Origin of the sequence: Sphingopyxis granuli (assembly GCF_001559015.1) — a bacterium.
Lineage (GTDB): Bacteria > Pseudomonadota > Alphaproteobacteria > Sphingomonadales > Sphingomonadaceae > Sphingopyxis > Sphingopyxis granuli.
Genome location: NZ_CP012199.1, coordinates 1,406,356 through 1,427,436, shown reverse-complemented (window position 1 = coordinate 1,427,436; position 21,081 = coordinate 1,406,356). Strand labels below are relative to the sequence as shown.

At 67.3% G+C, this 21,081-nt stretch carries 21 protein-coding genes; 13 read left to right on the top strand and 8 right to left on the bottom strand.

The annotated features are described in order from the left end of the window. Positions 1-891: a prephenate dehydratase gene (locus tag SGRAN_RS06580; protein WP_067110357.1), complete on the bottom strand. Its 891-nt coding sequence runs from the start codon at positions 889-891 to the stop codon at positions 1-3. Between the two features lie 168 nt (positions 892-1,059). Here SGRAN_RS06580 and SGRAN_RS06575 point away from each other — a divergent pair, with 168 nt between their 5' ends. Continuing rightward, a complete protein-coding gene (locus SGRAN_RS06575) occupies positions 1,060-1,710 on the top strand; it encodes a c-type cytochrome (protein ID WP_067181810.1) in 651 nt (216 codons plus the stop codon). Beyond that, positions 1,710-2,159 (top strand): c-type cytochrome, encoded by a 450-nt coding sequence (locus SGRAN_RS06570; protein ID WP_067181806.1) that lies wholly within the window; start codon positions 1,710-1,712, stop codon positions 2,157-2,159. Before SGRAN_RS06575 ends, SGRAN_RS06570 begins: the two co-directional genes overlap by 1 nt. Positions 2,160-2,228: 69 nt before the next feature. Here SGRAN_RS06570 and SGRAN_RS06565 read toward each other — a convergent pair whose 3' ends face one another. Both SGRAN_RS06565 and SGRAN_RS06560 read right to left on the bottom strand, forming a co-directional pair. Further along, entirely contained in the window at positions 2,229-3,101 is an 873-nt protein-coding gene (locus SGRAN_RS06565; protein ID WP_067181803.1) for an LOG family protein, read from the bottom strand. Between the two features lie 37 nt (positions 3,102-3,138). Further along, positions 3,139-3,810 (bottom strand): extensin family protein, encoded by a 672-nt coding sequence (locus SGRAN_RS06560; RefSeq protein WP_237233873.1) that lies wholly within the window; start codon positions 3,808-3,810, stop codon positions 3,139-3,141. 254 nt (positions 3,811-4,064) lie between these two features. Here SGRAN_RS06560 and SGRAN_RS06555 point away from each other — a divergent pair, with 254 nt between their 5' ends. The 5 genes from SGRAN_RS06555 (at position 4,065) to SGRAN_RS06535 (ending at position 10,364) form a co-directional block, all read left to right on the top strand. Further along, entirely contained in the window at positions 4,065-5,192 is a 1,128-nt protein-coding gene (locus SGRAN_RS06555; protein ID WP_067181796.1) for a phosphoserine transaminase, read from the top strand. Between the two features lie 120 nt (positions 5,193-5,312). After that, positions 5,313-6,899 carry a phosphoglycerate dehydrogenase gene (gene serA, locus SGRAN_RS06550; protein WP_067186949.1) on the top strand — a complete coding sequence of 529 codons (1,587 nt, stop codon included), beginning with the start codon at positions 5,313-5,315 and terminating at the stop codon, positions 6,897-6,899. A 163-nt stretch (positions 6,900-7,062) separates the two neighbouring features. Next, positions 7,063-8,178: an ATP phosphoribosyltransferase regulatory subunit gene (locus tag SGRAN_RS06545; RefSeq protein WP_067181793.1), complete on the top strand. Its 1,116-nt coding sequence runs from the start codon at positions 7,063-7,065 to the stop codon at positions 8,176-8,178. A 245-nt stretch (positions 8,179-8,423) separates the two neighbouring features. After that, complete coding sequence (locus SGRAN_RS06540; protein WP_067113039.1) at positions 8,424-9,713, top strand: adenylosuccinate synthase; 1,290 nt, start codon at positions 8,424-8,426, stop codon at positions 9,711-9,713. Between the two features lie 54 nt (positions 9,714-9,767). Further along, positions 9,768-10,364 carry a ferric reductase-like transmembrane domain-containing protein gene (locus SGRAN_RS06535; protein ID WP_237234050.1) on the top strand — a complete coding sequence of 199 codons (597 nt, stop codon included), beginning with the start codon at positions 9,768-9,770 and terminating at the stop codon, positions 10,362-10,364. Here the strand turns inward: SGRAN_RS06535 and SGRAN_RS06530 are convergent. Beyond that, positions 10,361-11,245: a haloalkane dehalogenase gene (locus tag SGRAN_RS06530; RefSeq protein WP_067181786.1), complete on the bottom strand. Its 885-nt coding sequence runs from the start codon at positions 11,243-11,245 to the stop codon at positions 10,361-10,363. The two genes, SGRAN_RS06535 and SGRAN_RS06530, sit on opposite strands and share 4 nt — an antisense overlap. A gap of 96 nt (positions 11,246-11,341) precedes the next feature. On the opposite strand from SGRAN_RS06530, the gene SGRAN_RS06525 reads away from it, so the two are divergent. Next, positions 11,342-11,932, top strand: a complete 591-nt coding sequence (locus tag SGRAN_RS06525; RefSeq protein ID WP_067113033.1) for an NADPH-dependent FMN reductase — start codon at positions 11,342-11,344, stop codon at positions 11,930-11,932. On the opposite strand, the gene SGRAN_RS06520 is transcribed toward SGRAN_RS06525, so the two are convergent. From SGRAN_RS06520 to SGRAN_RS06510, 3 genes are all read right to left on the bottom strand, one after another. Beyond that, positions 11,929-13,242 (bottom strand): spinster family MFS transporter, encoded by a 1,314-nt coding sequence (locus SGRAN_RS06520; protein ID WP_067181782.1) that lies wholly within the window; start codon positions 13,240-13,242, stop codon positions 11,929-11,931. The two genes, SGRAN_RS06525 and SGRAN_RS06520, sit on opposite strands and share 4 nt — an antisense overlap. Positions 13,243-13,678: 436 nt before the next feature. Continuing rightward, on the bottom strand, positions 13,679-14,158 hold the full coding sequence (locus SGRAN_RS06515; protein ID WP_067186948.1) for a DUF2721 domain-containing protein: 480 nt from the start codon (positions 14,156-14,158) through the stop codon (positions 13,679-13,681). Between the two features lie 76 nt (positions 14,159-14,234). Beyond that, positions 14,235-15,449, bottom strand: coding sequence for an LL-diaminopimelate aminotransferase (locus SGRAN_RS06510; protein ID WP_067113702.1), 1,215 nt, complete (start codon positions 15,447-15,449; stop codon positions 14,235-14,237). A 116-nt stretch (positions 15,450-15,565) separates the two neighbouring features. On the opposite strand from SGRAN_RS06510, the gene SGRAN_RS06505 reads away from it, so the two are divergent. The 3 genes from SGRAN_RS06505 to clpS all read left to right on the top strand — a co-directional run bounded on the left by SGRAN_RS06505 (position 15,566) and on the right by clpS (position 18,787). Continuing rightward, entirely contained in the window at positions 15,566-17,377 is a 1,812-nt protein-coding gene (locus SGRAN_RS06505; RefSeq protein WP_067181779.1) for a PHA/PHB synthase family protein, read from the top strand. Between the two features lie 123 nt (positions 17,378-17,500). Further along, positions 17,501-18,238, top strand: coding sequence for a phasin family protein (locus SGRAN_RS06500; RefSeq protein WP_067113698.1), 738 nt, complete (start codon positions 17,501-17,503; stop codon positions 18,236-18,238). A 183-nt stretch (positions 18,239-18,421) separates the two neighbouring features. After that, positions 18,422-18,787, top strand: coding sequence for an ATP-dependent Clp protease adapter ClpS (gene clpS, locus SGRAN_RS06495; RefSeq protein WP_067113696.1), 366 nt, complete (start codon positions 18,422-18,424; stop codon positions 18,785-18,787). A gap of 132 nt (positions 18,788-18,919) precedes the next feature. On the opposite strand, the gene SGRAN_RS06490 is transcribed toward clpS, so the two are convergent. After that, positions 18,920-19,414: a winged helix-turn-helix transcriptional regulator gene (locus tag SGRAN_RS06490; RefSeq protein ID WP_067181776.1), complete on the bottom strand. Its 495-nt coding sequence runs from the start codon at positions 19,412-19,414 to the stop codon at positions 18,920-18,922. 118 nt (positions 19,415-19,532) lie between these two features. On the opposite strand from SGRAN_RS06490, the gene SGRAN_RS06485 reads away from it, so the two are divergent. Next, the gene (locus SGRAN_RS06485) at positions 19,533-20,276 is read left to right on the top strand and encodes an SDR family oxidoreductase (protein ID WP_067181772.1); all 744 of its coding nucleotides are present in this window, start codon (positions 19,533-19,535) and stop codon (positions 20,274-20,276) included. Between the two features lie 200 nt (positions 20,277-20,476). Continuing rightward, the gene (locus SGRAN_RS06480; RefSeq protein WP_067181769.1) at positions 20,477-21,079 is read left to right on the top strand and encodes a 2-hydroxychromene-2-carboxylate isomerase; all 603 of its coding nucleotides are present in this window, start codon (positions 20,477-20,479) and stop codon (positions 21,077-21,079) included. Positions 21,080-21,081 lie beyond the last annotated feature (2 nt).

Sequence of the window (21,081 nt, the reverse complement as noted above, 5' to 3'; positions counted from 1 at the left end):
CTATCCGCGCACGCGCGCCATCGGATAGGTGCCGAGCAGGCTCACCGACTTGGTCTGGAAATCGAGTTCCTCCAGCGCGCGGTCGACGGCTTCCTCGCCCGGCGCCCCGACGATGTCGGCATAGAATTTGGTCGCCGCGAAGCTGCCGCCGAGTTGATAGCTTTCGAGCTTGGTCATGTTGACGCCGTTGGTCGCGAAGCCGCCGAGCGCCTTGTAGAGCGCGGCGGGGATATTCTTCACCTCGAAGACGAAGGTCGTCATCAGCGGCACGCCCTGCGGCTGCGTATCGCGCGGCGTGCGCGCGAGGACGACGAAGCGCGTCATATTGTGATCGGCGTCCTCGAGTCCCGTCGCGTGAAGTGTCAGGCCGTACAGGTCGGCGGCATGCGGCGGTGCGAGCGCGGCGAGTCCGACCTCGTCGCTGTCGGCGACCCAGGCGGCGGCCCCGGCGGTGTCGCTGTGCGCCACCGGGTCGATCCGGTTCGCGCGCAGCCATTTGCGGCACTGACCCAGCGCCTGCTCATGGCTCATCGCGCGCGTCACCGGGCCGAGGTCCCGGCTCATCAGCCCATAGCGGATGCGCAGGAAATGCTCGCCGACGATCGACAGGCCGGATTCGGGCAGCAGGAAATGGATGTCGGCGACGCGGCCGTGCAGGCTGTTCTCGATCGGGATGATCGCACGGTCGACGCGCCCTTCGCGCACGGCATCGATTGCATCCTCGAACGCATAGCAGGGCAAGGGCAGCGCGTCGGGGTCATATTCGCGCGCCGCGAGGTCGCTGTTCGCGCCGGGAGCGCCCTGAAACGCCAGGCCGCGCGCGGGTTCGGCCAGCGCCGCCGCCTTCATCTCGTCCACCAGTCGCTGCGCCGACGCCGAATAGCTGCCCATATCTGCCTTCCCCAGCTGCGCCGCGGCGCATAGCGGGCCGTCGGCGGCGGCGCAATGGCGGCGTCGCCGATTTCATCCCCTTGCGCCGCCGCGCGCGCACCAGTAAGGGAGCGGCCAATCATATCATGCGCCTGTTGATCAAGGGCGCCAGCGAACGGGGCTGCAAGCATGGACAATCGCAACAACACTATTGCCGGCTGGGTATTGTTCGCCGGTATTTGCGCTCTCGGCCTGTCGATCGGGACCGGGATGCTGTTTGCGAGCCACAACCCCGAAAAGCCCGGCTATCCGATCGAGGATGCCGAAGGTGGCGGGGGCGCCGCCGAATCGGCCGTGCCGCTCGCCAACCTGCTCGCCGCCGCCGATCCGGCAAAGGGCGAGGCGGTGTTCGCGAAGTGCGCCGCGTGCCACACGATCAACTCGGGCGGCGCCAACGGCATCGGTCCGAACCTGTGGGGCGCGCTGGGCAAGCCGCACGGCCACGTTCCCGGCTTCGCCTATTCGGATGCGCTGAAGAGCGTCCCGGGCAACTGGGATTTCGAGGGCATGGACAAGTGGGTGACGAGCCCGCGCAAATATGCCCCGGGCACGAAGATGTCGTTCGCCGGCCTGTCGAACCCCGAGGATCGCGCCAACCTGATCGTCTACATGAACAGCATGGGGTCCAACCTGCCGTTGCCCGCGCCCGAAGCCGCGCCGGCTGAAGACGCCGCCGCCGAAGGCGAAGCCCCGGCAGAGGGCGCCGCGCCCGCGGCAGGTGACGCGGCTGCCGCGCCCGCCGATGCGGCCGCACCTGCACCGGCCGAAGCGAAGAAGTGATGCGCCCCGCGCCCGCCTTGCTGGCGGTCGCCTTCGCGCTCGCCGGCTGCGGACAGTCGGACCAGCCCGCCCCCACGGACGATCCGGCGGCGGAATCCGCGACACCGGCAGAACCGGCGGAGCCTGCGGCTGCGGTAGAACCGACCGCGGCGATGGGCGAGCCGCTGTTCAAGCGCTGCGTCGCCTGCCACACGATCGACAAGGGTGGGCGCAACGGGGTCGGCCCGAACCTGCACGGCATCGTCGGCCGCGCCGTCGCCTCGCACCCCGGCTTCTCCTATTCGGGCGCGATGAAGGCCAGGGGCGGCGTCTGGGACGAAGCCGCGCTCGACGCCTATCTGGCCGCGCCGATGAAGAATCTCCCCGGCACCCGCATGGCCTTTGCCGGCATCCCCGACGCCGCCGAACGCAAGGCGCTGATCCTCTATCTGGAGGCGCAGTCGGAATAACGACGACCCGGCGATTTCCATCTGTCCAGACTACTCGCAGCTCCGGCTTTCGCCGGAGCGACGGTCCGGTCAATGATGATCGTCGTTCGCGTAGAAATCCTGGATGATGCCCCACGCCTCGTCCGCCGTCTCGACGAAGGCGAAGAGGTCGAGGTCGCGGGCGCTGATCACGCCTTCCTCCACCAGCGCCTCGAAATCGACGACCCGGTTCCAGAAGCTCTTGCCGAACAGCAGCACGGGAATCGGCTTGATCTTGCCCGTCTGGATCAGCGTCAGCAGTTCGAACATCTCGTCGAAGGTGCCGAAGCCGCCGGGGAACACCGCGACCGCGCGCGCGCGGAGCAGGAAGTGCATCTTGCGCAGCGCGAAATAGTGGAACTGGAAGCTCAGCGACGGGGTGACGTAGCGGTTGGGGGCCTGCTCGTGCGGCAGCACGATGTTGAGCCCGATCGACTCGCGCCCCTCGTCCGCCGCGCCGCGGTTCGCCGCCTCCATGATCGAGGGGCCTCCCCCCGAGCAGACGACGAAATGCCGGCATCCCCGGTCGTCGCACGGCGTCTGGCTCGCAAGCCGCGCAAGCTGGCGCGCCTCGTCGTAATATTTGGCCTTCGCCTTCAGCCGGCGCGCGATGTTGCGCTGGACGTCGTCGGTCGCCGCGGTTTCGAGCGCATCGGCCTGACCGGGTTCGGGGATGCGCGCCGAACCATAGATGACGAGGGTCGACTCGATCCCCGCCTCGTCGAGCAGCAGTTCGGGCTTGAGCAGTTCGAGCTGGAAGCGGACCGGGCGCAGATCCTCGCGCAGCAGGAAATCGGTGTCCTGGAAGGCCAGCCGATAGGCGGCGCTGGCGGTCTGCGGCGTGGTGGTCGCCTGCTGGGCGAATTGCGCGTCGTCCTTGGCCTTGTGGAAACGCGAGCGATGGGGTTGCTTGTCTTTTGCCATGCCGCCGCAGCTAGCCGCCCGCGCCGCGCTTGCCAAGTCAGCGGCAGAAACCGTTGCCGCTCATGTCGAGATGGAAATGATTGTAATGGGCGGCGTTATAGTCGGGGCTGAGCACCGTCCCGAAACGCCTGCACGCCGATTTGTGCAGCGCGCGCAGGAAGTCCTGCGACGGCCTGTCGCCCTTCCACCCGCCGTCGAGCATGATCCGCCGCCCGTCGGCGAGCACGAAGCCCGCGACGTCGATCGCGTTCGAATAGGCGTGCTGCGACAAACGCCCCGAACGGCCGCCATAGATATTGCGGCAGCTGTAGGTCCCATAGGTCTCGATCTTCACGACCTCGGTCCCGAAATATTTCCGCGCCGCGGGGCGCACCGCATATTGCGCCCACGCCGCGAAATTGCGCGCGAGCGGACAGGTCATCGGCCCGAGGTTCGTCACCGGGGTGCCGATGTCGAGCAGTTTCACCGAATCGATCGAGCTGCACCCGCCGCCATGATCCTGGTTCGGCAGCGGCGTGAAGCGCACCCCCGCCTGCTTGAGGTCGAAGGCGCATTGCTGCGCGTCGGTGCTGGTGAAGGACGGCGCGCCGGTGACCTGCGGGCGCTGGACCGTCTTCGCGCCGGGACGCTTCGCATCGGACCGCTTCATCACGTCGGGAGCGCCGAAGCAGGCCGACAGCGCAAAGGCCGCGGTGGCCGCAACGAGCATCCGGGGCTTCAAGACCGTCGGGATCGCCATGCCGTCAAATTATCGACGAAAGGGTTAACAGCCCGTAAACCATCTTCGCGGTTCGTCGCAAATGATGCGATGCTCCTCTTTCTCGGCGATGGAGATCGGCGGGCGAAAGCCCCCGCATCGCTGCCGCCCGCACAAATCATTTGACAGTTGCGCCCTCCTCCTTAAACGCGGCGCCGGGCCACGCGGTCCCAACGCCGCGCGTGCTCTCTGTAAGGAGAGTTGACATGATTGAAGTGCGTAAACCGCAGGCCAAGCCTGCGCGTCCCTTTTTCTCTTCCGGTCCCTGCGCCAAGCCGCCGGGCTGGTCCCCCCAGAAGATCGCCACCGAATCGCTCGGCCGTTCGCATCGTGCGAAGATCGGCAAGGCGCGTCTCGCCCTTTGCATCGACCTGATGCGCGAGATGCTACGCCTGCCCGACACGCACCGCATCGGCATCGTCCCCGGATCGGACACCGGGGCCTTCGAAATGGCGATGTGGACGATGCTGGGCGCGCGGCCGGTCACGGCGCTGGCCTGGGAAAGCTTCGGAGAAGGTTGGATCACCGATGCCGCCAAGCAGCTCAAGCTCGACCCGACGGTCGTCCGCGCCGATTACGGCCAGCTTCCCGACCTGAACCAGGTCGACTGGTCGAACGACGTGCTGTTCACCTGGAACGGCACCACCAGCGGCGTGCGCGTGCCGGACGGCGACTGGATCGCCGACGACCGTCAGGGGCTGTGCTTCGCCGACGCGACCAGCGCCGTGTTCGCCTATGACCTGCCGTGGGACAAGATCGACGTCGCGACCTTCAGCTGGCAGAAAGTGCTGGGCGGCGAAGGCGCGCACGGCGTGCTGATCCTCGGCCCGCGCGCGGTCGAACGGCTCGAAAGCCACACCCCCGCATGGCCGCTGCCGAAGGTGTTCCGCCTGACGAAGGGCGGCAAGCTGACCGAGGGCGTGTTCAAGGGCGAGACGATCAACACCCCGTCGATGCTCGCGGTCGAGGATGCGATCTTCGCGCTCGAATGGGCGAAGGCGCTGGGCGGGCTCGACGGCCTGAAGGCGCGCAGCGATGCGAATGCCGCGGCGCTCGACGCGATCGTAGCAGACCGCGACTGGCTGAGCCACCTCGCAGCCGATCCGGCGAGCCGGTCGAAAACCTCGGTCTGCCTGTCGGTCGCCGGCGCGGACGCGGATTTCATCAAGAAATTCGCCGGCCTGCTCGAAGCCGAGGGCGCGGCCTATGACATCGCGGGCTATCGCGATGCCCCGCCGGGCCTGCGCATCTGGTGCGGCGCGACCGTCGACACCGCCGACATCGAAGCGCTCGGGCCGTGGCTCGACTGGGCCTACGCCGAACTGTCGGCCTGACACTCCCTCTTTTCCGTTGGCCCTGAGCTTGTCGAAGGGCCGCCCTTTTCTTCCGACGTCCAAAAGAAGAACTGTCCTTCGACAGGCTCAGGACGAACGGCGTTTTTGAAAGTCATCGAAATGACCACACCCAAAGTTCTCATCAGCGACAAGATGGACCCCAAGGCCGCGCAGATCTTCAAGGAGCGCGGCATCCAGGTCGACGAGATCACCGGCAAGACCAGGGACGAGTTGATCGCGATCATCGGCGATTACGACGGCCTCGCGATCCGCTCGGCGACCAAGGTCACCGCCGATGTCCTCGCCGCCGCGACCAATCTGAAGGTCGTCGGCCGCGCCGGGATCGGCGTCGACAATGTCGACATCCCCGAAGCGTCGAAGAAGGGCGTCGTCGTGATGAACACCCCCTTCGGCAACAGCATCACCACCGCCGAGCATGCGATCGCGATGATGTTCGCGCTGGCGCGGCAGATCCCCGAAGCCGACGCCTCGACACAGGCCGGCAAGTGGGAGAAGAACAAGTTCATGGGCGTCGAGCTGACGCAGAAGACGCTCGGCCTGATCGGCTGCGGCAACATCGGCAGCATCGTCGCCGAGCGCGCGCTGGGCCTGAAGATGAAGGTCGTCGCCTTCGACCCCTTCCTGACCCCCGAGCGCGCGATCGAACTGGGCGTCGAGAAGGTCGACCTCGACACGCTGCTGGCAAAAGCCGACTTCATCACGCTGCACACGCCGCTGACCGATCAAACGCGCGGCATCCTGTCGAAGGAGAATATCGCCAAGACCAAGCCGGGCGTGCGCATCATCAACTGCGCGCGCGGCGGCCTGATCGACGAGGCGGCGCTGAAAGAAGCGCTCGATTCGGGCCATGTCGCGGGCGCCGCGCTCGACGTCTTCGCGACCGAGCCGCCGGCCACGGACAATCCGCTGCTCGGTACGCCGAACTTCATCTGCACGCCGCATCTCGGCGCCTCGACCGACGAAGCGCAGGTCAATGTCGCGATCCAGGTCGCCGAGCAGATTTCGGACTATCTGCTGACCGGCGGCATCACCAACGCGCTCAACGTCCCCAGCCTGTCGGCCGAGGAAGCGCCCAAGCTGCGCCCCTATATGAGCCTTGCCGAAAAGCTCGGCAGCCTCGTCGGCCAACTGGCGCACGACAATCTGACCACGATCTCGGTCGAGGTCGAGGGCGCGGCGGCCGAGCTCAACATGAAGCCGATCACCGCCGCGGTGCTCACCGGCCTGATGCGGCGCTATTCGGACAGCGTGAACATGGTCAACGCCCCCCACCTCGCGCGCGAGCGCGGGCTGGACGTGCGCGAGGTGCGCCACGACCGCGAGGGCGATTACCAGACGCTCGTCCGCGTCACCGTGGCGACCGAGGCGGGCGACCGGTCGGTCGCGGGCACGCTGTTCGGCAACAATGAGCCGCGCCTCGTCGAGATGTTCGGGATCAAGGTCGAGGCCGACCTCGACGGCCACATGCTCTATATCGTCAACGAGGACGCGCCGGGCTTCATCGGCCGCATCGGTACCGCGCTCGGCGAGGCGGGGCTCAACATCGGCACCTTCCACCTCGGCCGCCGCGCCGCGGGGGGCGAAGCGGTGCTGCTGCTCAGCCTCGATTCGCCGATGCCTGAACCGCTGCTGTGGCAGGTCTGCCAGCTTCCCGGCGTGAAGACGGTGAAGGGGCTGACGTTCTGATCTCAAACCCCCCTCCGCTTGCGGGAGGGGCAGCGAGACTTGCCGGCTTGCCGGCTAGTCGCAGCGGGGTGGGCCTTCGCAGCGGTGTTTGCCCACCCCCGCCTCTCCCGCAAGCGGGAGGGGAGTTATTGACTCCACATCTGACCGTCCTAAGGCCAGCCCCATGACCAAGGCCCCCGCCCTGCTCCCCGAAGGCCTCCGCGACCGCCTGCCGCGCCAGGCGGAGGCGGCGTCGCGCGTGACGCGCGCGCTGGTCGATGCGATGCGCGCGCACGGTTACGGCCGCGTCGCGCCGCCGCTCGCCGAGTTCCGCGAGACGCTGAGCGGCGACGACGCCCGCGCGGCGCGCGACCTGCTGCGCTTCACCGACCCGGTGTCGCAGCGCACGCTGGCGCTGCGTCCCGACATTACGCGGCAGGTCGGGCGCATCGCCACCTCGCTGCTCGCCGCCGCGCCGCGCCCCCTGCGCCTCTGCTACGCGGGGCAGGTGGTGAAGCTGCGCGCGAGCCAGCTTCGCCCGGCGCGCGAGATGCTGCAGGTCGGCGCCGAACTGATCGGCAGCGACAGCGTCGCGGCGGCGCGCGAGATCGTCTCGGTCGCGATCGACGCGCTCGACGCGGCGGGGATCGGATCGGCGACGATCGACTTCACCCTCCCCGACGTCGTCGACCTGCTCGCCAGCGGCCCATTGCCCGTCGCCGCCGACCGCGAGAACCTGCGCGACGCGCTCGACGCCAAGGATGCGGGCGCGCTCGTCCGTCTCGGCGCACAGGCCTATCTGCCGCTGCTCCGCGCGACCGGGCCGTTCGACCGCGCGCTCGCCGACCTGCGCGCCTTCGACCGCGAGGGCACGCTGGCAAGCCGTCTCGACGCGCTCGAGGCGATCGCCGCGCCGATCCGCCAGCGCGCCGCGCTGACCCTCGACCCCACCGAGCGCCACGGCTTCGCCTATCAGAGCTGGTTCGGTTTCCAGATCTTCGTTCCCGGCCACGGCGACGCGATCGGCCGCGGCGGCGGCTATGCGATCCCGCTCGGCGAGGAACAGGAGGAGCCGGCGGTCGGCTTTTCGCTCTATCCCGATCCGCTGATCGACGACGGCCTGGGCGCCGCGAACGAGGCCGAGCGCCGCATCTTCCTGCCGCTGGGCCATGATGCGGCGCTCGCCGCCAGCCTGCGCGCCGACGGCTGGCGAACGATCGCCGCGCTCACCGAAGCCGACGAGGCCGGACGACTCGGCTGCGGATGGAGCCTGGGACCCGACGGGCCGGTCGCGGTTTAGAGCATCATGCCTTAAATATGCACCGTTTGCCCTGAGCTTGTCGAAGGGCCGTTCTTTCTATCAGGCGCCGCAGAAGAAGGACGGTGCTTCGACAAGCTCAGCACAAACGACCTTGGGTGTTCCCCTGCACGACCGGGACCCGGCACGGACCCGCCGCATATTCCACGCCCCGCCCCTTGCCTCTGCGGCCAAATCCGCTAAGCCCGCGCCGGGCCGGACCGGGCCGCATTCAGCAGGACAGCATCATGGCAAATGTCACCGTCATCGGGTCGCAATGGGGCGACGAGGGCAAGGGCAAGATCGTCGACTGGCTCGCCAATCGGGCCGACGCCGTCGTCCGTTTTCAGGGCGGGCATAACGCCGGCCATACGCTCGTCGTCGGCAACCAGACCTACAAGCTGTCGCTGCTCCCCTCGGGCATCGTCACTGGCACGCTGTCGATCATCGGCAACGGCGTCGTGCTCGATCCCTGGGCGCTGCGCGACGAGATCGCCAAGCTGCGCGGCCAGGGGGTCGAGATCAATCCCGACAATTTCGCCATCGCGGACAATTGCGCGCTGATCCTGCCCTTTCACCGCGACCTCGACGCGCTGCGCGAGACGGCCGCGGGTGCGGGGAAGATCGGCACCACCGGGCGCGGCATCGGCCCCGCCTATGAAGACAAGGTCGGCCGCCGCGCGATCCGCGTCTGTGACCTTGCGCACCTCGACCATCTCGAACCGCAGATCGACCGCCTGACCGCGCACCACGACGCGCTGCGCGCGGGCTTCGGCGAGCCGCCGATCGACCGCGAGCGCCTGCTCGCCGACCTCGCCGAGATCGCCGACTTCGTGCTCGAATATGCGCAGCCGGTGTGGAAGCGGCTGAAGAAGGTGCGCAAGGCGGGCGCGCGCATCCTGTTCGAGGGCGCGCAGGGCGTGCTGCTCGACATCGACCACGGCACCTACCCCTTCGTCACCAGCTCGAACACCGTCAGCGGCACCGCGGCGGCGGGCTCGGGCCTCGGCCCCTCGGCGGTGGGCTTCGTGCTCGGCATCGCCAAGGCCTATACGACGCGCGTCGGCAGCGGCCCCTTTCCGACCGAACTGGAGGACGAGACCGGCCAGCAGCTCGGCGAGCGCGGGCATGAATTCGGTACCGTCACCGGTCGCAAGCGCCGCTGCGGCTGGTTCGACGCGGTGCTGGTGCGGCAGAGCTGCGCGGTATCGGGCGTCACCGGCATCGCGCTGACCAAACTCGACGTGCTCGACGGGTTCGAGAAGGTGCGCATCTGCACCGGATACCGTCTGCACGGCAAGATCCTCGACTATTTCCCGAGCCACGCCGCCGACCAGGCCGCGGTGGAACCGATCTACGAGGAGATGGAGGGCTGGGCCGAGTCGACCGCGGGCGCGCGCAGCTACGCCGACCTGCCGGCGCAGGCGATCAAATATATCCAGCGCGTGCAGGAACTGATCGAAACCCCGATCGCGCTCGTCTCGACCAGTCCCGAACGCGAGGACACCATCCTGATCCGCGATCCGTTCAGCGACTAGGAAGCACGCGCGAACGCGCTATAACCCTTCGATCGGGAGGGGGCCTATGTGGCGATGCGAACCGATGGATGGAGCGAAGGCGGGCGGCTGCTGATCCTGCTGATGGCGATGCTGCTCGTCATGAGTGCCATCATCCTCGCCATCGCGGGCAGCGGAGTCGACGGCACGCGCATGCTGATCCGCGCGAGCGCGCGCTCCTCGCTCCTCCTGTTCGTCGCCGCCTTCACCGCCAGCGCGATCGTCCGGCTGCGGTCCACGTCCGCGACACGCTGGACGATCCGCAACCGACGCTGGCTCGGGCTGGGTTTCGCCTTCTCGCACCTCATCCACCTGCTCGCCATCCTGTGGCTGTTCGGCGCCTATGGCGACCGGACACCTCCGCCCCCGATCCCGACGCTCGTCGGCGGGGGAATCGCCTATGTCTTCATCGCCCTGCTCGCCGCGACCTCGTTCGACGGCGCCGTGCGTAAGCTCGGCGCAAAGAACTGGCAGCGGCTGCACAAGGCCGGCGTCTGGTACATCTGGCTGATCTTCATGGTCAGCTATGGGGGCCGCGCGGCGATCGACCCGTTGTATATCCCGCCGGCGCTGCTGCTGATCGCCGCCGCCGCGGTCCGGTTCCTTCCGGCGCGAAGAAGGGCGAACGTCTAGCGCGCCGCCGCCACGTCGCGGATCGCCGCAACGAAGCCTGCCGGGTCATTCTCCTGAATGAAATGCCCGCCGTGCAGCGTGCGGTGCGCCATGCCGCGCGCGCCGGGGATGCGCTCGACGAACAGCGCATCGCCGCCGCGCGTGATCGGATCGCCGTCGGCAAAGCAGCACAGGAACGGCTTGTCGAATGCCTCCAGCGCCGCCCACGCCCGTTTCTGATCGGGCACCGCGACATTGTCGCCCAGCGGCACGAAAGACGGGAAGATACGCGCCGCAACCTTCGCCGCGCGCGTCGGAAAGGGCGCGTCATAAGCGGCGATTTCCTCTGGCGTCAGCGACCGCTTCGCCCCGGCATTGACGATACGCCCGATCGGAAAGACCGGGCTGTATCGCGAAAAGGCGCGCCAGATGGCAAAGGCGCGCGGCGCCGGCTGCCCTTCGGGCAGACCGCCGTTCGACAGGGCCACACCGGCGAACCGCTCGGGCATTTCCGCCACCAGCCGCAGGCCGATCAACGATCCCCAGTCCTGACAGGCGAGGATGATGTCGTTCAGGTCCAGCGCCTCGATCCACTGCCGCATCCACGCGACCTGCTGCGCATAGCTGTAGGCCGATGCCTCGAGCGGCTTGTCGGACCGGCCAAAGCCGATCAGGTCGGGCACGACGACGCGAAACCCGGCATCGACCGCCGGACCGATCATCTTGCGATACAGATACCCCCAGGTCGGCTCGCCGTGGAGCATCAGCACCGGCCGCGCCGCGGCGTCGCCTTCATCGACATGATGGACGCGCAGACCGTCCGCGATCTCGACATATTGCGGCGCAAAGGGCCAGTCCGGCAGCCCGGCGAACCGATCGTCCGGCGTGCGGTATACGCGCATATCCTTCTCCCCCACCTCTCCCCGATCCAGCTTAGACACGCGACCGGCAGGCGCAACCCGCTTCCGTTCGGACGGCGGACGTGGCACGAGAGGCGCATGAGCCGCGTCATCCTCGTCTTCTATGGCAGCTATCGCCAGGACCGGCAGGGCATCAAGCTCGCCCGCTGGATCGTCGAAGCCCTCGCCGCGCGCGGCGACCGCGCCGAACTGGTCGATGCGAAGGCCGTCGACCTGCCGATGCTCGACCGGCGGCACAGCGACTATCGCGAGGGCGAAGCGCCCGCGGCGATGGCCGCGCTGGCGGACCGGATCGCGGCCGCCGACGGCTTCGTCTTCGTGGCGGGCGAATATAACGGCGGCCTGCAGCCGGGGCTCAAGAATCTCGTCGATCATTATCTGCCGCAGTTCGCGTGGCGGCCGGCCGCCGTCGCATCCTATTCGGCGGGTCCCTTCGCCGGCATCCGCGCCGCGACTGCGTGGCGCACCACGCTGGGCGCGATGGGCATGGTCGTCACCTCGACGCCGCTCAGCCTGGCGCGGATCGGCGGCGCCTTCGATACGGCGGGCCTGCCCGCGGGCGAGGACGGCGGCCGGCTGATCAAGGCCTTTCCGCGCTTCGCCGACGATCTGTGCTGGTGGATCGACGCGGCGAAAGCGCAGCGCGCCGCCGAGCGTCCGCCCTTCTAACCCGTCTTGAGCTCCGCCGCCAGGCGCAGGCTGGCGCGCCAGAAGAAGAAGGCGGGGATCAACCCCAGCCATGCGGCGCCGTACAGGACATAGCGCACGCTTTCCCCGCCGACGCTCGGCACCAATGCATCGGACAACACGCCGAACAGGAAGGGCCCGAACCCGAGCCCGATCAGATTCTGCCCGAACAGCATGATCGACGCCGCGACCGCGCGCGCCTGCGGCCGCACCAGTCCCTGCACGCAGGCGTAGGCGGGGCCATAATAGGCCGAATTGACGATGCTGGGCACGATCAGCAGCGCCATCGCGACCCGCCAGTCCTCCATATAATAGCCGAGGAACAGCAGCGGCGCGACGATCGCCATGCCATAGGCCGGAAAGGTCAGGATATGCCGCTTGTCGCGCCGGCCGAAGACATCCGCCACCTTGCCACCCAGCCAGGTGCCGAACGCCGCCGCCAGTCCCAGCACCACCGCCATCGACAGCCCCGCTTCGGTCGTCGACAGGCCGTGGCTGCGGATGAAGAAGCTGATCGTCCACAACGCCTTACCATAGCCGAGGAAGGCCGTCACCGACGCCGCGATCAGGATGTAGACGAAGGCGCGCGAGGCGAAAACCTCCCTGAGTGCCGCGCTTGCGGGAAGCGCCGCGGTCGCGGAAGCGGCGGTCGCCTCCGCGACGCGGTGATGGCGCGGTTCGCGCATGACGAAGAGCACGACGAGCGCGAGGATCAACCCCGGCAGGCCGACGAGCATCAGCGCGATGCGCCAGCCATAAAGGTCGTTGACCACGCCGCCGAGGATCAAACCGAGCAGCGAGCCGACCGGGACGCCGAGGCCGTAGAAGGCGATCGCCGACGAACGCTTCGCCGCCGGTACGCTGTCGGTGATCAGCGAATGCGCCGCCGGGGTGCAGCCCGCCTCGCCGACGCCGACGCCGATCCGCGCGAGGAGAAGCTGCACGAAATTCTGCGCGAGCCCGCACACCGCGGTCATCACCGACCAGATGGCGAGCGCCAGCGCGATCAGCCGGACGCGGTTCGTCCCGGCCCGGTCGGCATGGCGCGCGATCGGGATGCCGAGCAGCGCATAGAAGACCGCGAAGGCCGGACCGGCGAGCAGCCCGAGTTGGGTGTCGGTCAGGCCGAGGTCGCCCTTGATCGGTTCGGCAAGGATGTTGACGATCTGCCGGTCGAGGAAATTGAAGATATAGACGATCAGCAGGAGCCACAGCGTCGCGCGCGTCCCCGCGCCCATGCCGTCCGTGGGCGGCGACCCGAGCCCCGGTGCAAGGGCAGATTTATCGTTCATTCGTCTCTCCGCCGCCATGGGTGCAGAGGCCGAACGAGCGTGTCAATGGCGCTGAAAGCGGCGCGAAAGACCGCGCCGGCCTTGCCGTTACGGCGGCCGGGCCCGCGTGCCGCAAAAAAATGGGGATGCCCCATCCGCCATATCCGCTCCCCGGCCAAAGCCGGAGTCCAGACGAGGTGGTGCCATCAGGCATGACCTCCTGTCGCCGGAATCGGAACCGCTCCATGTATCGAGGGAGATGCACCGAAATTCCGCTGACCCCGGGGCACCGCCCGAACCGGCTTGGAATGCGCCGGAGCAGCGAGTGCTAAATCCGAACCGCTCTTCCGTTTGTGCTGAGCTTGTCGAAGCACCGTGCTTCTTCTTGCGGCGCCAAAGGAAAGAGCGGCCCTTCGACAGGCTCAGGGCAAACGGTTCGGACTTAAGGCACGGCGGTCTAGCGTCGCGACCGGCGCAGCCACCCGGCTTCCTCACCCTCGAGCAGATCCATCGGCACCTGAATGGCGCGAATGGCGAGGCGCACCTCGAGGAGGAACAGCAGCAGCGACGCGAGCAGCAACAGCATCGCCAGCGCAAAGGCCCACGACGCCGCGACCCCCAGGTTCAGGCCAGTGAACGCCTGGGTGAACAGCAGCGCGACGAGCAGGCAGACGACGATGCCGCAGGCGACGGCGGCGAGGATCGAATTGTTGATAACCCGCATCCGGCGGTCGGCGGCGCGCAGTTCGGCGACGACGCGCGCATGCTCTTCACCCTCGGTTTCCGGCCAGCGCGCCATCAGCACCCGCGAACGGTCGACGACGCGCGACAGCCGGCCGGCGAGCACGTTGAGCAGGCTGCCGGTCGCCACCAGCAGGAACACCGGGGTGACCGACAACTGGATCGTCTGCGCGATCGCGCTCGCGTCCGCCGCCATCGTCACGCCGGCCGCTCCGCCGTGAACCGGGAGTCCCGTCCGTTCATGGGCCGCGACCCGCCCGCCCGGTCACCGGTCAGCCGCCCGCCGCGACCGATGGCGTATTGACGCCGTGCATCTGCAGGAACTTGCGGATGTTGCGCGCCGCCTGCCGGATGCGCTGTTCATTCTCGACCATCGCGATGCGGACGAAGCCCTCGCCGTCCTCGCCATAGCCGACGCCCGGTGCGACCGCGACCTTGGCATGAGTCAGAAGCTGTTTCGAGAATTCGAGGCTGCCCATGTCCCGAAGCGCGGGGGGCAGCGGCGCCCAGGCGAACATCGATGCCGGCGGACTGGGAATCTCCCAACCCGCGCGGCCGAAGCTTTCGACCATCACGTCGCGGCGCTTCTGATACAGGTCGCGGTTGCGGGCGACGATGTCCTGCGGGCCGTTGAGCGCCGCGCAGGCGGCCGCCTGGATCGGCGTGAAGGCGCCATAATCGAGATAGGATTTGACGCGCGTCATCGCCGCGATCAGCCGCTTGTTGCCGACCGCGAACCCCATGCGCCAGCCCGCCATCGAGTAGGTCTTGGACATCGAGGTGAATTCGATCGCGACATCCTTCGCCCCCGGCACCTGAAGGATGGAGGGCGTCGGGTTGCCGTCGTAATACAGCTCCGAATAGGCAAGGTCGCTGAGTACCCAGACCTTGTTTTCCTTCGCCCAGGCGACGAGCCGTTCGTAGAAGGCGAGGTCGACCGCTTCGGCCGTCGGGTTCGACGGGTAGTTGACGACCAGGATCGACGGGCGCGGCACGGTGAAGGCCATCGCGCGGTCGAGCGCCCGCCAGTAATTCTCGTCGGGGGTCGTCGGCACGCTGCGGATCGTCGCCCCGGCGATGATGAAGCCGAAGGTGTGGATCGGATAGCTGGGGTTCGGCGCGAGCACGACGTCGCCGGGCCCGGTGATCGCGGTGGCGAGGCTCGCGAGCCCTTCCTTCGACCCCATCGTCACCACGACCTCGCTTTCGGGGTCGAGTTCGACGTTGAAGCGGCGCGCATAATAATTGGCCTGCGCGCGGCGCAGCCCCGGAATCCCCTTCGACTGCGAATAGCCGTGAGCGTCCGGTTTCTGCGCGACCTCGCACAGCTTGTCGATGACGTGCTGCGGCGGCGGCAGGTCGGGGTTGCCCATCCCCAGATCGATGATGTCCTCGCCCGCCGCGCGTGCTGCCGCTCGCATCGCGTTGACTTCGGCGATGACATAGGGCGGCAAGCGCTTGATGCGATAGAATTCATCCTCGGACATGGGGAACTAGAACAACTCCTTTTCGTTAAGTTCGGCCTTGACGCGAGCGGCAATCTCGCCAGCCGCATCGCGGCTTGTTATAGGCATAATATCGGCACTGACCAGCAGGAACGAGCATGAGCGACGCGGGCGGCAATACGGGCGGGGACGACAACGGCACGACGCCGAACCCCTTCATCCCCTCCCCCGACGACATGCAGCATTGGGCGAGCGTGATGGCGCGCGCGCAGCAGATGATGCTCGACCATGCGATGGGACAGGCCGGGGCTGACAGGCAGACCGACAAGGATGGAGGCGCGGGTGCTGCGTCGCCGTTCGACCCCGCCACCTGGCTGGCAAACCCCGCGGCGCAGATGTGGGCCGAACAGAGCGCCAGGATGTGGGAACAGGGGGTGCAGTTCTGGTCGTCGCTCGCGACGCTGCAACCGCCCTTTGCGCCCGCGGCACCGGCCGAAGCACCGAAGGACCGGCGCTTTGCCGATCCCGACTGGACGCAGAACCCGGTGTTCGCACTGATTCGCCAGACCTACGGCCTGCTCTCCGACCAAATGCTCGCCACCACCCGCCAGCTTTCGGGCCTCGACCCCGAAGCGCGCGCGAAGCTGGAGTTCGCGGCGAAGGCGACGGCCGAGGCGCTGTCGCCGACCAACCTTGCGATCACCAATCCCGAAGTCATCAAGCGCGCGGTCGAGACGCGCGGCGAAAGCCTGCTCAAGGGGCTGAAGCACATGCTCGCGGACCTCGCGCGCGGGCAATTGAGCCATGTCGATACCGACGCGTTCGAGGTCGGGGTCAATATCGCGACGACCCCCGGCAAGGTCATCCACGAAACCGAACTCTACCAGCTCATCCATTATGCCCCGACGACCGCGGAGGTCTTCACCGTCCCGCTCGTCATCTTCCCGCCGTGGATCAACCGCTTCTACATCCTCGACCTCAACCCGCAGAAAAGCTTCGTGCGCTGGGCTGTCGATCAGGGATTGTCGGTGTTCATGGTGTCGTGGAAATCGGCCGACGCCTCGATGAAGGACGTGGTGTGGGACGATTATGTCGCGGCGCAGGTCGATGCGATCGACACGGTGCGCGACCTGCTCGGCGTGCCGCACGTCCATACGATCGGCTATTGCGTCGCCGGGACGACGCTCGCCGCGACGCTGGCGATGCTCGCGGCGCGGGGCGAGGCGGACAAGGTCAGGTCGGTGACCTTCTTCACCGCGCAGGTCGATTTCGAGCTCGCGGGCGACCTCAAGCTGTTCGTCGACGATAGCTATCTCGCGCTGCTCCAGCAGTTGTCGGCGCCGGGCTTCCTCGATGGGCGCTACATGGCCGCGACCTTCAACAGCCTGCGCGGCCGCGACCTGATCTGGAACTATGTCGTCAACAATTATCTGCTCGGCAACGACTATCCGCCTTTCGACCTGCTCTACTGGAACGGCGACACGACCAACCTGCCCGCGAAGTGGCACCGGCAATATCTGGTCGATCTCTATCGCGACAACCGCCTCGTCCTTCCCGGTAGCCTTTCGGTGTGCGGCACGCCCGTCGACCTCCGGAAGATAGAGACCCCCGCCTATATCCAGGCGGGGCGGGAGGATCACATCGCACCGCTCGCCAGCGTCTGGCGGCTGATGGATCATCTGTCGGGGCCCAGGACCTTCGTGCTCGCCGGATCGGGGCATATCGCGGGCGTCGTCAACCCGCCCGCGGCGCACAAATATCAATATTGGACCGGCGACAACGACGCCAAATCGCTCGCCGAGTTCGAGGCAGGCGCGACCGAGACCAAGGGAAGCTGGTGGCCGCACTGGATCGGCTGGATCTCGGCACAGGACGGCAAGAAAACGGCCGCCAAGGGCGCGCGCATCCCCGGCAAGGGCAAGAAAAAGGCGATCGAGGATGCCCCCGGCCGCTATGTCAAGCAGCGGTAATATCGCGCGAATATAGCGGCCCCCGGACAGGCGCCACGAATTTTTTGTGCAGCGCACAAAAAATCTCTTGAAATCGACGACTCCCTCCTATATTGTGCACTGCAACATAAAGGAGTTGTTTCGATGGCTACCAAGATGGACAGTGCTGAAAAGGCTTTCGAAGCCGCGACGCTGGAAACCGCCGCCAAGCCGGCGACTCCGGTTGCCCCGGCCGTGACCGCAGATGCCGCTCCGGCGCCCGCGAAGGCCGAAGCGCCTAAGACCCCGACCGTGAAGGCGAAGGCCAAGCCGGTCCAAAAGAAGGCCGCGAAGCCGGCCGTCAAGAAGGTCGCCCCCAAGAAGGCGGCTGCCAGGAAGACCGCCCCCAAGGCCGCGCCGAAGCCGGTCGCCGCCGCCACCAAAGGATTCAAGACCATGAACGACACCGTCAAGAAGTTCGCCGACGAAGCCAAGACCCGCGTCGAGACCCTGACCGCCGATTTCAACCAGCGCGCCAAGGATGCGATGGCGAAGTCGGGCAAGATCGCCGAAGAGGCCGCCGAGTTCAACAAGGCGAACATCGAAGCGATCGTCGAGTCGGGCAAGATCGCGGCCAAGGGCTTCGAAACGCTGGGTCAGGAAGGCGTTGCCTTCGCCCGCAAGAGCTTCGAGGACACCACCGCCGCGCTGAAGGGCTACACCGCCGTCAAGTCGCCGGCCGAGTTCCTGAAGCTCTATGCCGAGAACAGCAAGAAGGCGTTCGACGCCGCCGTCGCGCAGACCTCGAAGACCAGCGAACTGGTCGTCAAGCTGGCGAACGACAGCTTCGCGCCGATCTCGAACCGCGTTTCGGTCATCAGCTCGAAGATGAAGGCAGCCTAAGGGCCTTTTTCTTCCCGGTTGGTGCGGGCACTCCCCCTCCTCTCCCCGCCCGCGCCGACACTCCCAAGACCGCTCGCTTCCTTTTCGGAAGCGGGCGGTTCTTGCTTTCGCCGGCCCTTGCGGCGCGGCGAATTAACCACCCCTCCCTCTTGCGATTCCGGCTGGGCTTGCGATATTCCCCCGATGATGCTTCCCGCTTCGATCCCGCATCTGGTCCACGCGATGGCGGACAAGGACGATGGCGCGCCCGGCACGCCCGGCGTCGGCATCGCGACGCGCACGCGCGCGAAGCCCAAGAAGCCGTCGATGTACAAGGTGCTGCTGCTCAACGACGACTACACGCCGATGGAATTCGTCGTGATGGTGCTCCAGCGCTTCTTCAACATGGACATCGAGCGCGCGACGCAGGTGATGCTGCACGTCCACCAGCAGGGCGTCGGCGTCTGCGGCGTCTTCAGCTACGAGGTCGCCGAGACCAAGGTCAACCAGGTGATGGACGCGGCACGGCAGAACCAGCACCCGCTGCAGTGCACGCTGGAGAAGGCGTAAACGGTTCATCCCCTCCCGCATGCGGGAGGGGCAGCGAGAGTTGCGAGCTTGCTCGCTACTCGCAGCGGGGTGGGCTGCAATGCGCGCGCCATTACCCTCCCCACTGCGACTAGCGGCAAGCCGAAGGGGAAATCAACCGCCCGAACGCGCCGCCTGTTCGGCCCGGAGCGCGGGCGACGGCTCGCCTTTCAGCTCGCCATAGCGCAGCGGCTCGCCGCACCCCGGACAGATCGTCGCCGTCCCGACATCGGCGCCGCACGCGCGGTGCACATAGCGCATCGCCGGCCCGCCGCCCGTCTCGCCGGGCGTATAGGCCCAGCGCTCGGCCCAGCCGCGCAGGGCATAGAGCACGTCGAACAGATCCCTGCCCTTGGCGGTCAGCCGATATTCGTGGCGCGGCGGCCGGTCGCGATAGGCATGGCGCTCGATCACCCCTTCCGAAAGCAGCCGCTTGAGCCGCGCCGAAACGAGCTGCGGGCCGAGGCCGGTGGTCGCGACGATCGTCTCGAACCGCCGCCGCCCGAAGAACAGCTCGCGCAGGATCAGCAGCACCGCCCGGTCGCCGAGCAGCTCGGCCGAGCGGCCGACCGGGCACAAGGTGTTCGACAGGTCGGTGCGCCTCGGCAAGCCCGCCTCCCTACCGCCGCCCTGAGGGGAATTGTTTCATCGACACCCGGTCCATCGCCAGAAACCTCTTGTCACTATGATTATCATAGTTACTATCGCCTGCAAGAGGAGATTCGCCGTGACCGATCCAGCATCCACTCCCGCGGCCGTCATCATCGGCGCCGGCGATGCGACGGGCGGCGCCATTGCGCGCGCCTTTGCCGCCGAAGGGCTGATCGCCTGCGTCAACCGCCGCGAACGCCACGCCGACGCGCTCGAGGCCCTCGCGCAGTCCATCCGCGACCGGGGGCACGGCGCGCGCGCCTTTCCCGGCGATGCGCGGTCCGAAGAGACGATGACCGGCCTGTTCGACCGGGTGGAAGCAGAGGTCGGGCCGGTCGAGGTCGCGGTGTTCAACATCGGCGCCAATGTGAACTTCCCAATCGGCGAGACGACGGTGCGCGTCTACAGCAAGGTCTGGGAAATGGCGTGTCTGGCCGGGTTCCTGATGGGGCGCGAGGCCGCGAAGCGCATGACGCCGCGCCGTCGCGGCACCATAATATTCACCGGCGCGACCGCCAGCTTGCGCGGCGGGTCGGGCTTCGCCGCCTTTTCGGGGGCGAAGGCGGCGCTGCGGATGCTCGCCCAGTCGATGGCGCGCGAGCTGGGGCCGCAGGGCATTCACGTCGCGCATGTCGTGATCGACGGCGCGATCGACACCGAATTCATCCGCGACCGCCACCCCGATTTCGACAATGCCAGGGCGCGGGACCTGATCCTGAGTCCCGACGCGATCGCCGCCCAATATGTGGCACTGCACAAGCAACCGCGGAGCGCGTGGACGCACGAACTCGACCTTCGCCCATGGGGAGAAAAATGGTGACGGAAATTCCCTCTCCCCTTGCGGGAGAAGGTTGCGGAGACTTGGCGGCTCGGCCGCCTAGTCATAGCTGGGTGAGGGGTATGCGATCCGCAGGATCGCGCGAGCTTCGCTCGCAACCCCTCATCCAAGTCCGCCTAATCGCTTCGCGATAAGGCTCCCTATCCTTCTCCCGCAAGGGGAGAAGGGAAAGGATTTGAAGCATGACCAAGACCCTCGAACTGATCTTCGATTTCGGCAGCCCCAACGCCTATCTGACGTTGAAGGTCCTGCCGGGCATCCTCGATCGCACCGGCGCCGAACTGGTGGTCACCCCCTGCCTGCTCGGCGGCATCTTCAAGGCGACGGGCAACAAGGCGCCGATGGTGCAATATGCCGGGGTGCCGGCAAAGCTCGCCTACGAGAATCTGGAAATGCGCCGCTTCATCGAACGGCATGGGCTGACCCGCTTCCGGCTCAACCCCCATTTCCCGGTCAACACCCTGCTGATCATGCGCGGCGCGATCGTCGCCGCGGACGACGGGCGGCTCGACGCTTATGTCGAGGCGGTGAACCGCGCGATGTGGGAGGAAGGGCTGAAGATGGACGACCCCGCCGTCGCCGCCGCCTTCCTGTCGGCCAACGGTTTCGACGGCCCGGCGCTGCTCGCACGGACGCAGGAGCCCGCCATCAAGGAAAAGCTCGCCACCAATACCGAGGCCGCCGTCGCGCGCGGAGTGTTCGGCATCCCGACCTTCTTCGTCGGCGACGCGATGTTCTTCGGCAAGGATCGTCTGGCCCAGGTCGAAGAGGCGCTGCTGGGCTAGGT